The organism is Streptomyces sp. NPDC037290, from assembly GCF_055603245.1.
Window position 1 is genome coordinate 101376 of the sequence record NZ_JBVJVZ010000006.1, and the last position, 11696, is coordinate 113071.

Below are 11696 nucleotides of genomic sequence, written 5' to 3' on the forward strand. Positions count from 1 at the left end.
ACCCTTTTCCTCCGCCCCTGCCGGGGCCTCCCTGCGTTGCGGTCACCCGACGTCGAGACGCAGGAGGTCCTCCTCCGTCTCACGCCGCACGATCACCCGGGCCTCGCCGTCCTTCACGGCGACGACGGGCGGCCGCAGCACATGGTTGTAGTTGCTGGCCATGGACCGGCAGTACGCACCGGTGGCCGGTACGGCGATGAGATCCCCCGGCGCCAGGTCGGCCGGCAGGAACGCGTCCTTGACCACGATGTCCCCGCTCTCGCAGTGCTTGCCGACGACCCGCGCGAGCATCGGCTCGGCGTCGCTGGTGCGCGAGACGAGGGCGACGCTGTACTCGGCGTCGTACAGCGCGGTCCGGATGTTGTCGGACATACCGCCGTCGACGGAGACGTAGGTGCGCAGCCCGTCGAGCGGCTTGACGGTGCCGACCTCGTACAGCGTGAAGGCGGTCGGGCCGACGACGGCGCGGCCCGGCTCGACGGAGATACGGGGGGTCCGCAGCCGGGCGGCCTCGCACTCCCGCGTGACGATCTCGGTGAGCGCCTTGGCGATCTCGTGCGGCTCACGCGGATCGTCGTCACTGGTGTACGCGATCCCGAGGCCGCCCCCGAGGTCGATCTCGGGCAGCTCGACCCCGTGCTCGTCACGGATGTCCCTGAGCAGCCCGACCACACGGTGGGCGGCGACCTCGAACCCGGACATGTCGAAGATCTGCGACCCGATGTGGCTGTGAATGCCGATCAGTTCCAGCCCGTCGAGCTGAAGAGCCCGCCGCACGGCCTCGGCGGCCTGCCCGCCGGCGAGCGGGATCCCGAACTTCTGGTCCTCGTGGGCGGTGGCGATGAACTCATGCGTATGAGCCTCCACACCGACCGTGATCCGGATCTGCACGCGCTGCCGCTTGCCGAGTTCCTGCGCGATGTGGGCGACACGGACGATCTCCTGGAAGGAGTCGAGCACGATCCGCCCGACACCGGCGCGGACGGCCCGTTCGATCTCGTCCGCCGACTTGTTGTTGCCGTGGAAGGCGATGCGCTCGGCGGGCATCCCGGCGGACAGGGCCGTGGCCAGCTCGCCGCCCGAACACACGTCGAGGTTGAGCCCCTCCTCGTTCAGCCACCGCACGACGGCACGGGACAGGAACGCCTTCCCGGCGTAGAACACGTCGGCGTCGGCCCCGAAGGCGGTACGCCAGGCACGCGCCCGCGCGCGGAAGTCGGCCTCGTCGAGGATGTAGGCGGGAGTGCCGTACAACTCGGCGAGCCGGGTGACGTCGATACCGCCGACGGTGACGACCCCGTCGTCGTTGCGCACGACGGTCTGGGCCCAGACCCTCTGGTCCAGGGCGTTGAGGTCGGCGGGCGGCGCGGAGTAGTGCCCCTCGGGCAGGACGTCGGCGTGACGGGGCCCGGCGGGATGGGCGGAACGGCTCATGACGTGACTCTCAGACTCTCTGTCTCTCTCCGGGGGCGCATCAGCTCTGGGGCCCTCAGAGGTGTTCGGGTGCGTCGATACCGAGCAGGGACAGGCCGCCGGCCAGCACCGTCCCGGCGGCTTCGGCAAGGGCAAGCCGGGCGCGGTGGGCGGCCGAGGGTTTCTCCTCACCACAGGGAAGCACGCAGGGCAGGAAGGGGAGCACGGCATCGGCGACGGTGACGAGATGCCGGGCGATCCGGTCCGGGGCACGGTGGGTGGCGGCCGCGGTGAGGATGCGGGGGTGGTCGGCGAGGAGGGTTAGGAGGTGGCGGGGGGTGGGGGCGGGTGTGCTGAGGGGGGTGTGTGCGGGGGTGGGGGTGTGTGCGGCGGTGGGGGCGGGTGCGGGCGTGGGGGCTTGTGCGGCGGTGGGGGCGGTTGCGCTGAGGGGGGCGGGTGCGGGCGTGGGGGCGTGTGCGGCGGTGGGGGTGAGGTCAGGGACGGCGTCGATTGCGCTCACAGGGCGGTGGGGCTCGGCTCCGTCTACGGAAGCCGGTTCGACGGCGCCCCAGGGGCCGGGCTCGGCGATGCCCAAGGGGCTGGGGCTGGGCTCGGCGATGCGCAAGTGGCTGGGGCCGGGCTCGGCGATGCGCAAGTGGCTGGGGCCGGGCTCGGCGGTGCCCACGGGGCTGGTGCTGGGGCTGGGGCCGGGCTCGGCGGTGCCCACGGGGCCGGGCTCGGCGGTGAAGCCCAGGCGGACGGCGTTGCGGCTGAGGGACCTGATGCGGGCGTGCGCGTACCGCACCCGGAACAGCGGATTGCTCTCCCGCTGGATCAGATGATCGGCGGTGATCCGGGGCCGATCGTGCGGGGCCGGGTGGAGGAGGGCCCACCGGGCGGCGTCGGGACCGAGCGGAGCGGGGTCCTCCGGCGCGGGAACGGGCCGCAGGTTGACAGGCTCCCCGTGCTCGACGGTGGCCCGCCCGCCCTGCGTGGTCACGATCCGCGCGACGGCGTCGGCGACGACCTCCGCCCGCACCTCGTACGGCACGCGCAGGGCGACGACCTGACCGGCGAGGGCGTCACCGTGCCCGTACGCGGCACCACGTTCCCTGATCTCCCGCACGAGCTCGGTGACCAGGTCGGCCTGCGCCTCGAGGCTGAAGTTCAGGAACCCGGGCCCGGTGACGACGACGTCCCGGATGCCGTCGGCGCGGACGAGCCGGGGCAGCAGAATCTCGGCGACCCGCCGCGGCGGGTACCCGGCCGGCCGGGCGAGCTGCAGGGCGACGTTGGTGGCGAAATCCCCGCACCCTCCGGGCCCCGGCTCAGTCACCACAACCCGCTCGGGCACGGTCACGCTCAGCTCCCCGTCATCGACAGCACAACGCACCGCGCGCAGCACGGTGCGGGACAGCTCGACGGGAGTCACGGGACAAGCGTAGGGGAGGGAGGGGATGGGTAGGGGAGGTGGTTCTTACTGTGGGACGGGGTGGGGACTTGTTGGGGAGCTCCGGGTGGGACTCACCGGGGGAGGCCGGCGGGGCGGAGGGGGGCCGGCGAGGTGAGGCTGGCGGAGTGATGTCGGCGGGGCGGGGCCGGTGGGATAAGGCTGGCGGGGCGACGCCGGGGGCTCGGCTCCGCTGGAATGTGCTCCGTTGAAGTGTGCCCGGTTGGAACGCTTCGTCGGAACGCGCTGCAAAAGCCCGCGGGCCTGGGACGCCCACCAGCCGCGCTGGGCCCACCACCGTGCTGGCCGAGCCGCCGGAACAGCCGCATTGACCAGGCAGCGGGACACCGCGCTAGCCGGTCTACCGGGGCACCGTCCTAGCCGGACTGCTGGGGCACCGCGCTAGCCGCCGTACGAGACCCCGCCCGACACGCCATCGGTGACCCCGTCGCCAACGCCGTCGTCTCCCCCCTCGCCATCCCCATCCCCGTCCCCGTCGCTGTCCCCGTCGCCACCGTCACCCCGGTGACCTCCGTCCCCTCCGCGCCCCTCTCCCCCACCACCCCGCTCGATGAGCTGCTTGACGAGCCGTACGAGTTCGGCGGGTTCGAAGGGCTTGGCGAGGAAGGCGTCCACGCCGGCATCGAGACCGGTGTCGACCTCGTACTGCGTGCACGCGCTGATGATGGCGACGGGCAGATGGTGGGTCCGGGGATCGGCGCGCAGCCGAGCGGCGGTGCGCAGACCGTCCAGCCGGGGCATGACCACATCGAGGGTCACGACATCGGGCCGCACCTGATGCACCACGTCCAGACACTCGGCACCATCGGCCGCGGTCACGACCTCGATCCCTTCCAGTTCGAGGTTGACCCTGATCAGCTGCCGGATGACCTTGTTGTCGTCCACAACAAGCACCCGACCCGAGGCGCCTGGCACAACTCGAGAGTAGGTCCGGACCGGCCACCGCGTCCGGGTTTTCCCCACTTCCACCCCGTACAGGGGACCCGTACGGTCACCCAGCGCACCGCTTCCACCTTGCGGGGGAGTCCGACGGGCCCCGTAAACAGGGGCTGGCTGCCGGGGCAGGCGACCGCTTCCTCCGGTGCAGGGGAGCTGGCGGGCCCGTGCACAGGGGGGCCATCGGACGCGGGGATTGTTCCCACCGGCGCAGGGAAGCGGGCCGTCCCACACTAAGGAACCGCATGGGCCGACACTGGACTGGAGGGGCGACTGGGATGGGCGGGGGCAGTTCCGCCCCGCGCCGGGGAACCCGTTGCCCATCTTGATCACCGCCGAGAGAAACGGGTTCCTGATCACCCCACCGGACCTGCTAGTGTTCTACCCGTCGCCGCGAGCGAAAAGCTCAGCAGCCGACACGCCCCCGTAGCTCAGGGGATAGAGCAACGGCCTCCGGAGCCGTGTGCGCAGGTTCGAATCCTGCCGGGGGCACTCGCCCAGGATCAGCAGAAATCAGGCGCTGACCAGGGCGGATGCCGACAGAAGAGGGCGGGAGTCAGTCTCACTGACTCCCGCCCTTTCTCACTCTCTCTCACTGGTTGTGCGTGAGGAGTGCGTGAGCCACGCACGGCTCACTCAGCGCCCGGCGTCTCCCATCCCATGGCCTTTTCGATCTTTCTGTTGTTCTCCTCCTCGCTGTTGTCGAGACAGCCCGCGTAGTGGCGGTCGATGACCTCCGGGGAGGTGCCCGCGCGCCGGGCCACCTCTGCCACTGGGAGGCCGGAGCGGAGCCAGTCCGTTATGCACGTCGCCCGCCCGTCGTACGGCTTCCGGGCCAGAGGCGATGCGACCTTGTGGGGCGGGAAGGCGAGAGGACGAGCTTCCTGCCACACCCGCCAGTAGCTGGACGTACCCACCAGGCCGCCACGCTCGTTCTGGAACAGCCGGCCGTCGGCCGCAGTGCCGAACTCCTTCACATGCTCCCGGAGCATCGCCACCAGGATGGGAGGAATCGGCACCGGACGGTCTGTCTCGGGGTCCCGCATCTTCAGTCCTCGTTTGTCGTGTCGCTGGCCCGTGTCGGTCCATTTCTTGCCCGACACCGGGCGCGTCTCCCGGAGGGTGAGCACACCCCATCCCGTTTCTGGTAAGTGGCAGTCCTCCAGTCGCAGCCCCACGACTTCTGCCGGGCGCATCGCGGCGTAGAGGATGCAGCCGAAGAAGGCGACCAAACGTCTTCCCCGGTTTCGGTGCACGGATCCCACATATGAGACGGCCGTCAGGAATTCCCGTCCCTGCATTGCGTTCATCAGCACACGCGGATCGATCGCACCACGGCCCGCAGTGGCGTAACGCTCCAACCCGGCGATCGGGTTTTCCTCCAGGTACCCCTTTTGGATCGCGTAGGTCATGGCCGCGTTGAAGCCGCGCCGACGACGCTTGTACGTGTCCTTGGCGGCCAACTTGCCATCCAGCTTGTAGGCCAGCCGGTAATGGACGTCCTCGGCGACGCCGGTTTCCCTCAGAGCCGATAGCGGACGGGTGTTCTCCGCGAGCCACGCGCAGACCTTTTCGAGGTCCGGCGGGGGCTCCTCGTTCTCGTGAGCCGGTACCACGGCCCACCTGACGGCCCGCCGTACGAGTCGAAGGTTCGGGGTATCGGGCTTGTCGTCCATCATCCCCAGAGCCGCAGACGCGAGGCTGTCGGCGAAACCCTCCCGAGTCTTTGCCGCCGCCGTGCGCCAACGACGCTTCATGAACTCCCGCGCGAACTCCCACCAAGTGGGATCCGGCTTTTGTTCAACCTGAGCAGCCGCCGCTTCCGCCCGCCGGACTTCCGACTCGGGCAATCCAGATTCCACGTCGAACGCTTCACCCCTACGCATGGCTTGCCGCAACTCTGAACGGCGATTGTCAGCAAGCGTGGAGGTGGCGAACGATGCATAGCAGCGCTTACCTGCGACGGCCCAACGGAGTTGATACGGAGCGCTCTTACTTCTTACCTTGCTGATGCCCCACACTCGGACGTCATTAGAGAAGACGCGTTCCTTGCTGCCGTCAGGGCGCTCACCTCCATGAGCGCCCTGACTCGCACCAGTCGTGCGGTGGTTCACGCGGTTTCCTCCAGCGTGGCAATCCAGCGGTCCAGTTCGGAGCGACGAATCCGTACGGAACCGTTCGGGAGCTTGATTGCCCTCGGCCCTTTCCTCAATTGGCGCCAACGGTGGAAGGTCGACAGAGGAACGCCGATTTCCTCAACGACTTCGGAGATGGTGAGCATTTCGTCACGCGCCACGTTCGACTCCCTTCCTGGGTTCGTTGGCGGGCTGAGAGTCGGACAGTCGGACACTGGGGGTTTGAGGGTGTCCGGTCTGTTCGTGCAGGTCAGATGGTGTGATCGGACAGTCGGACACCTAGGACACCTCCGGGGGCGGGGTGTCCGGGTAGTAGCGGCCTCCGGCGCCCTTGGTGAGCTGTCCCGCTTCCGCCATGCGGGAGCAGTAGCGGCGCACGGTGTCCGCGTCGATGTCCGGCAGCGCGGCCACGATGTCTCGCGGCCGGACGCCCGGGTTCTCCCGGACGTACCGCAGGATGGCCGCGCGGGTGTCGCCGATGGTGTGGTCGGAGACCGGTCCGTCGAGCATCTGCCAGGCGCCGGATGCGGCTTGGAAGCTGAGCGCGTACTCGGCTTCGTCCACGTCGCGTCCGGTGACGTGCAGGATGCCGTCCGCCTGCCCGCGGGCCCGCTTCAGTACGAGCGTGGCGTCAGCGGCTCCGGCGATGCCGTTCGTGCCGGACACCTCGGTCAGGAAGTCGTCCGAGCCTGCCTTGCGGACGTGGTGGACGAGCACCACGGCGATGCCGTAGTGGTCGGCGAGCCGCTTGGCGTAGCCGACGGCGACATAGTCCGCGTCGTAGGCGGATACGCCCTGCGGGGCGGGGCCGCGCATCTTGGCGAACACGTCGATGACGACCATGCGGGCGTCCGGGTTGCGGTCCAGCCATCCGGCGATGGCGTCGCTGCCGCCCTGGGGGAAGGGCGGGCATTCGGTGACCAGGGTCAGCCCGGCCGGGGCAGCCTGCCCGCCCAGGATCTTTCCCATGCGGGTCTGGAGACGGCGTGGGGTGTCCTCCAGAGCGAGGTAGAGCACCGGGCCGCCCTGGACGGGGACGGAGTCGAAGGCGTGACCGCCGGCCGCTACCGCGAGGGCCAGGCCGAGGGACAGCCACGACTTGCCCACCTTGGGTGGACCGGCGAGCAGGTTGACGCCCTCGGCGAGGATGCCGGGCACAGCCCACCTCGGCTCCGGGAAGTCCGCGGCCATGAGCTGATCCGCGGTCCACGCCGTGCGGGGCCGCTCCCGCTTCGGCGGTGTCTCAGGGGCCGTCTGCGGGTCGGTGGGCACGGAGTACAGGTGCAGCGGGGGGATGGCGTTGCCGGTCATGCCGCGACCTGCCGGGGTCGGTTGGCTCCGGCGCGCAGGCCGGAAGCGATGGTGCGGCGTGCCTCGCGCTCGCCCTGGCCCACGCTGAGCGCGGCCTCGGTGAGCTTCTCGGTCACCTCGTGCGCGTCCAGTTCTCCCCCGGCGACCAGCTGTCCGAGGGCCACGGAGGCGTAGTAGAGCGCGTTGTTGTGTTCGTGCGGGCCGGAGCCGGTGACGCGGGCCAACTCGCCGTTGAGCGCGGCGGTCAGGAACTTGCCGCGCCGGTCGCGGGTGGTCAGCGGGACCGTGACCGGTCGCTGCGGCGGCAGCGGCGCCGGACGCAGCAGCGTGGCGAGCCAGTCGGGCAGGGGCACGACGGGGGCGTCGTGAACGGAGGTGTAGTGGCGTCCGGACGCGATGCTGCCCGCAGCGACGACGTAGCCGCCTGCCGCGCGGGTGTCGACCTTCCAGCCGAGCCCGTTGCCCTTGTCGCCTGCGGTGTTGCGCAGCGGTTCGCCGTCCTCGGGTGCGGTGAAGTACAGGTGCAGACCGCCGCGGCCGGTGCGCACGGTGTGGGTGTCGCAGGGGAAGGGCTGGCCGTGGCGCTCGCACAGCACCGCGAGCACGGACGCGCCGTCACTCACGCCGGGCAGGGCCCAAGCGGCCGGCGGGGTGTCGTCCGGGGTCTTGGGGGTGTCCAGGTCGATGACGACCAGCCGTGAGGGGCCGGTGGCGATCCCGACGTTGTAGGCGCCGTGCGTCCAGCACCGGGTGATGCGGTCCGGGTCTGTGGTGGCACGGTTCTCCCAGTCGCGGACGGCGGGCCGCTTGCCGCCGGGGATGAGGGGGAAGACGTGCCAGCCGCGCGACGCAGCGTCCAGCGCTGCGGTGAGCTGGGCGTAGCCATCCGGGTGAGGCATGCTGGAGGTTCTCCTGTTCTGTCGAAGGGACAAGAGAGCCAGGGCGGCCGTGGTCTTGTGGTGAGAGGCGGTCGCCCTGGGCGTATCTACTGGCCGTTGGCGAGCGGCAGTTCCTCGCCGGTGATTGCCTCGCTGACCATGGCGACCAGGTCGCGGGCCGCGGGTGGGGTGACGGCGTTGCCGAGCATCAGCACCTCGATGCGCTTGCTGGACGCCAGCAGGCGGTAGCCGTCGGGGAAGGCCATGGCGGCGGAGTACTCGTGCGGCTCCAGCATCCGGAACCGGCACTCTTCGACCGAGCCGACGGTGCCTCCGTACAGGGCCCCGTGCCGGTCCACTGTGGTCACCGTGGGCAGGGGCCGGCTCGCCGGACGGGCGGTGCCGTTGCCGTAGTAGGGCACCACCAGGTCCGGGGCGGTGACGATGCCGTGGTGGTTGCCGCCCGCGGTCACCGTGGCCAGTGGCTGGCTGATGGCGCGGTGGGAGGATCCGCCCCCGCGCAGTTCCACCATGTACGGCGGGAGAGCGAGCCCGGTTTCGTTGCGCGTGGTCACCGTGCGCAGGGGGCCGGACAGAGGCACCGCGCGCTTGCCGTCGCGGCCTTCGACGGGCACGGCGAGGGGCTCGGCGTAGGCGGCGAACCCGGCGCGGACCCGGCGGAGCGTGTCCGCGGCCAGCGGCTTGCCGCGCTCGCCGATCTGCTGTGCGGGCAGTGTCCAGTCGATGACCGCGGCGGCCGGGCGCACGGCCGGCTCGACGACCGTGTTGCGGCATTCCACCCGTGGGCAGCGCCAGACGTATTGGGCGTGCTTGCCGTAGCGGCCCCAGGGTCGGGTGGGGGTGCACATCTTCGTGGTCTTCCATCCCTGGATGGCCCGGATCCGCCCGTGCATCGGGCAGACGGCCGCGGGGCGGGTCCACTTGTCGAAGTCGGGCATGCGCTCGCCCTTGCGCCACAGCACCACGTACATGCGGTCCCTGGACTGCGGGGCCGCGGGCCCGTACGCGGCGGCGTGCATGGAGTTCATCCATACGATGCGGTGCTCGTAGCCCCAGGCGTGCAGGGTGCGCAGCCACGCATCGAACGCGGCGCCGGGGGCCTGCTCAGCACCCCACCAGTAGGCGTCTACGACGTTTTCCACGATGATCGCCCGATAGTTGTGGGCTTCGGCAAACCGGGGCACATCGTGCATCGTGGCGCGCGAGCGGATTGCCGCTTCGTCCACGCCGCTCTCGGCGAACAGGCCGTCGCTGTGGGCGCCGTGGCCGCGCCTGCGGCCCTTGGCGATGGAGTGGTTGGTGCACTCCGGAGACGCCCACAGGATGTCGGTACGGGGGTAGCGGCGCGGGTCCACCTGGGAGAGATCGGCGCAGTCATGATCTGCGTCGGGATGGTTGGCCTGATGCGTGTCGACGGCGTGGCGGGCGTGGTTGGCGGCCATGCGCACCTTCACGCCGGGCACCGATGCGGCGCCGGTGGACGATCCCCCGGCACCGCAGAACAGATCGGTCAAGGTCAGCACGCTTCATCTCCTGTGCTGTCGAAGGGACAAGAGAGCCGGGGCGGGCGCGGTCTTGTGGTGAGAGGCGCCCGCCCCGGGCGCCGTTAGAACGGCGGTTCGTCGCCGGTGGACGGCGTGCCCCACCCGCCAGCGGCCGGTGCGGCTCCTGCGGCGGTGTTCCACGCGTCGGCGGCCGGGCCGGACGCGCTGCCGTTGCGCTGGACGCGGTTGACCTTGGCCGTGGCGAAGCGCAGCGAGGGCCCGATGTCGTCCACTTCCAGGGCGAGCACCGAACGGTTCTCCCCCTGGTCCGTCTGCCAGTTGTGCTGGCGCAGGCGGCCGGTGACAACCACCCGCGTGCCCTTGGTGAGGCTCTCGGCGATGTGCTGGGCAAGGTCGCGCCAGGCGGTGCAGCGGATGAACATCGCGGTGCCGTCCTGCCACTGGCCGGCGGTCTTGTCGTAGCTGCGCGGGGTGGAGGCGACGGAGAACTTCGCCATGGCCGCGCCGCTGGGAGTGAAGCGGAGTTCGGGGTCGTCGGTGAGGTTGCCGACGACGGTCAGCGGGGTCTCTCCCACGGACATGTGGATCACTCGCTTTCGGTGTGGGTGGGGTTGGTGCTGGAGACGCGGTGGTCTGCGGTGACGTACAGGCGCAGCCGCTTGCCGTCGCGGGTGGGGTATCGGCGCGGGGTGCCGGTCTCGAACGCGCCGACCAGCGCCTGGCGGATGCGGTCGGAGTCGTCTGGCTGGCAGATGACGCGGATCTCGAACGTCACCGCTCGTCCCGTGCGGTGGGGAGTTCGGGCAGCCCGGCGGACTCCAGGGCGGTGAGGTCGAAGCCGGGCAGCGTGGCTCGGGTGACGAGCGCCTGCGCGAGCTGTTCGGCGTAGGCGGCGCCGGCGCGGGCCACCTCGATCTGAGTGGTGGCGCGGAGGGTCTCGACGCGCTCGATGTGGGCGTGTTCCTCGCGCCGATCGCTCATGTGCCGCTCGTGGTTGAGGGCGTCGCGTCGGTCCTGGCGCCAGTGGCGGGCGGCGAAGCAGTAGGCGAGCACGGTGGCCAGCGCCCACAGCAGCAGGGGCAGAGACAGGCCGTCGGAGTATCCGGCGACACCCGCGAGGGCGAGGCTGCTGGAGACGGCGTAGCCGGTGGCGGCGAGCACGGGCTCTCCGGCGCGGGCCAGGGAGGCTCCTCCGGCCGCGGCTCCGGCGGCGAGGAGCGCCATGAGGGCGGCGTTGCCGACGGAGTGTTCGGCGCCGTTGGCGTTCCAGATCCGGGCGAGGGCGAGCACGGTCGTGGTGGCGACGGCGGGCGCGGCCTTGGGTGCGGCGGTGGTGAGCCAGTGCCGCGCGACGATGGGTTCGTTCACGGGATGGCTCCGGTCAGTGGCCGAGCTGGGACAGGAACCGGGCGAAGGACGCCACCAGGTCGTGAATCGGGCCGTAGGCGCCGGTCCCGGCGGTGAAGAACCCGAACAGGAACAGCAGCACCGCGGCTCCCCCGCCGGTGGCCCTGGTCTTGATGGCGAAGAACGAGGCGATGCCGAACAGCAGCACGGCCGAGATGGTGAGGGTCATAGAGGAATCTCGCTTTCAGGCGAGGGAGACGGATCGGTAGGCTCTGCGGGCCCCGGGTGCTGCCAAGTTCGGGGTGCTGACCGGCGACCGCGCTGGCCTGGCTCCAGCTAGGAGCGGGGTCCGTCTCATGGCGGGCGGTCGCCGGTCGTCTGTTCAGTTGGTGCCTGCGCGGTAGATGCGGGCCCAGCGGTTGTAGAGCCAGCGGCCGACGCGGATGCGCTTGCCGGTGGCGTGGCAGCGGCGGCAGTCCTTGCCGCGCTTGAGCCGTCCCTTGCGGTCGGTCTTGAGCTGGTGGCCCATGCCGCGGCACTTGCGGCAGTTGCCGAACGGCGAGGCCGCACACAAACCGCTGTAACCGAGAGTGACGAAGGCCAGGTAGGCGATAGCAAGCAGGATGAGGGTCACGTGGGGCCCTTCCAGGCGGTTTTCGGGGGTTTCCGCAGGTGGGCC

13 protein-coding genes and 1 tRNA gene are annotated in these 11696 nt (G+C 70.6%); 1 reads left to right on the forward strand and 13 read right to left on the reverse strand.

The window, feature by feature from the left end; genetic code table 11:
• Positions 1-42: 42 nt before the first annotated feature.
• The 3 genes from lysA to ACZ7HQ_RS22290 all read right to left on the reverse strand — a co-directional run bounded on the left by lysA (position 43) and on the right by ACZ7HQ_RS22290 (position 3853).
• A complete protein-coding gene (gene lysA / locus ACZ7HQ_RS22280) occupies positions 43-1434 on the reverse strand; it encodes a diaminopimelate decarboxylase (protein WP_470992538.1) in 1392 nt (463 codons plus the stop codon).
• Between the two features lie 55 nt (positions 1435-1489).
• Positions 1490-2845 (reverse strand): ArgS-related anticodon-binding protein NrtL, encoded by a 1356-nt coding sequence (gene nrtL, locus ACZ7HQ_RS22285; protein WP_470992541.1) that lies wholly within the window; start codon positions 2843-2845, stop codon positions 1490-1492.
• Between the two features lie 420 nt (positions 2846-3265).
• Positions 3266-3853 (reverse strand): response regulator, encoded by a 588-nt coding sequence (locus tag ACZ7HQ_RS22290; RefSeq protein WP_470992544.1) that lies wholly within the window; start codon positions 3851-3853, stop codon positions 3266-3268.
• A gap of 387 nt (positions 3854-4240) precedes the next feature.
• On the opposite strand from ACZ7HQ_RS22290, the gene ACZ7HQ_RS22295 reads away from it, so the two are divergent.
• Positions 4241-4312 (forward strand) — tRNA-Arg (locus ACZ7HQ_RS22295).
• A gap of 140 nt (positions 4313-4452) precedes the next feature.
• Here the strand turns inward: ACZ7HQ_RS22295 and ACZ7HQ_RS22300 are convergent.
• The 10 genes from ACZ7HQ_RS22300 to ACZ7HQ_RS22345 form a co-directional block, all read right to left on the reverse strand.
• On the reverse strand, positions 4453-5934 hold the full coding sequence (locus tag ACZ7HQ_RS22300; RefSeq protein ID WP_470992547.1) for a tyrosine-type recombinase/integrase: 1482 nt from the start codon (positions 5932-5934) through the stop codon (positions 4453-4455).
• Positions 5931-6101 carry a helix-turn-helix transcriptional regulator gene (locus tag ACZ7HQ_RS22305; RefSeq protein WP_362617111.1) on the reverse strand — a complete coding sequence of 57 codons (171 nt, stop codon included), beginning with the start codon at positions 6099-6101 and terminating at the stop codon, positions 5931-5933. The genes ACZ7HQ_RS22300 and ACZ7HQ_RS22305 overlap by 4 nt, the downstream gene beginning before the upstream one ends.
• Positions 6102-6234: 133 nt before the next feature.
• Positions 6235-7266: an AAA family ATPase gene (locus tag ACZ7HQ_RS22310; RefSeq protein ID WP_470992550.1), complete on the reverse strand. Its 1032-nt coding sequence runs from the start codon at positions 7264-7266 to the stop codon at positions 6235-6237.
• Complete coding sequence (locus ACZ7HQ_RS22315; protein ID WP_470992553.1) at positions 7263-8165, reverse strand: bifunctional DNA primase/polymerase; 903 nt, start codon at positions 8163-8165, stop codon at positions 7263-7265. Before ACZ7HQ_RS22315 ends, ACZ7HQ_RS22310 begins: the two co-directional genes overlap by 4 nt.
• Positions 8166-8251: 86 nt before the next feature.
• Positions 8252-9688: a DNA cytosine methyltransferase gene (locus ACZ7HQ_RS22320; RefSeq protein WP_470992555.1), complete on the reverse strand. Its 1437-nt coding sequence runs from the start codon at positions 9686-9688 to the stop codon at positions 8252-8254.
• 83 nt (positions 9689-9771) lie between these two features.
• The gene (locus ACZ7HQ_RS22325; protein WP_470992558.1) at positions 9772-10251 is read right to left on the reverse strand and encodes a single-stranded DNA-binding protein; all 480 of its coding nucleotides are present in this window, start codon (positions 10249-10251) and stop codon (positions 9772-9774) included.
• A gap of 5 nt (positions 10252-10256) precedes the next feature.
• Entirely contained in the window at positions 10257-10445 is a 189-nt protein-coding gene (locus ACZ7HQ_RS22330; protein WP_470992561.1) for a hypothetical protein, read from the reverse strand.
• On the reverse strand, positions 10442-11038 hold the full coding sequence (locus ACZ7HQ_RS22335; protein ID WP_470992563.1) for a hypothetical protein: 597 nt from the start codon (positions 11036-11038) through the stop codon (positions 10442-10444). Before ACZ7HQ_RS22335 ends, ACZ7HQ_RS22330 begins: the two co-directional genes overlap by 4 nt.
• 13 nt (positions 11039-11051) lie before the next feature.
• The gene (locus ACZ7HQ_RS22340) at positions 11052-11246 is read right to left on the reverse strand and encodes a hypothetical protein (RefSeq protein ID WP_362618793.1); all 195 of its coding nucleotides are present in this window, start codon (positions 11244-11246) and stop codon (positions 11052-11054) included.
• A 153-nt stretch (positions 11247-11399) separates the two neighbouring features.
• Entirely contained in the window at positions 11400-11651 is a 252-nt protein-coding gene (locus ACZ7HQ_RS22345) for a hypothetical protein (protein WP_470992566.1), read from the reverse strand.
• Between the last annotated feature and the right edge of the window lie 45 nt (positions 11652-11696).

Excerpts from the sequence above, each read along its gene's own strand:
- lysA (WP_470992538.1), bottom strand. The coding sequence starts at position 1,434 with ATGAGCCGTTCCGCCCATCCCGCCGGGCCCCGTCACGCCGACGTCCTG.
- ACZ7HQ_RS22305 (WP_362617111.1), bottom strand. The coding sequence starts at position 6,101 with ATGCTCACCATCTCCGAAGTCGTTGAGGAAATCGGCGTTCCTCTGTCG.
- ACZ7HQ_RS22310 (WP_470992550.1), bottom strand. The coding sequence starts at position 7,266 with ATGACCGGCAACGCCATCCCCCCGCTGCACCTGTACTCCGTGCCCACC.
- ACZ7HQ_RS22315 (WP_470992553.1), bottom strand. The coding sequence starts at position 8,165 with ATGCCTCACCCGGATGGCTACGCCCAGCTCACCGCAGCGCTGGACGCT.
- ACZ7HQ_RS22325 (WP_470992558.1), bottom strand. The coding sequence starts at position 10,251 with ATGTCCGTGGGAGAGACCCCGCTGACCGTCGTCGGCAACCTCACCGAC.
- ACZ7HQ_RS22340 (WP_362618793.1), bottom strand. The coding sequence starts at position 11,246 with ATGACCCTCACCATCTCGGCCGTGCTGCTGTTCGGCATCGCCTCGTTC.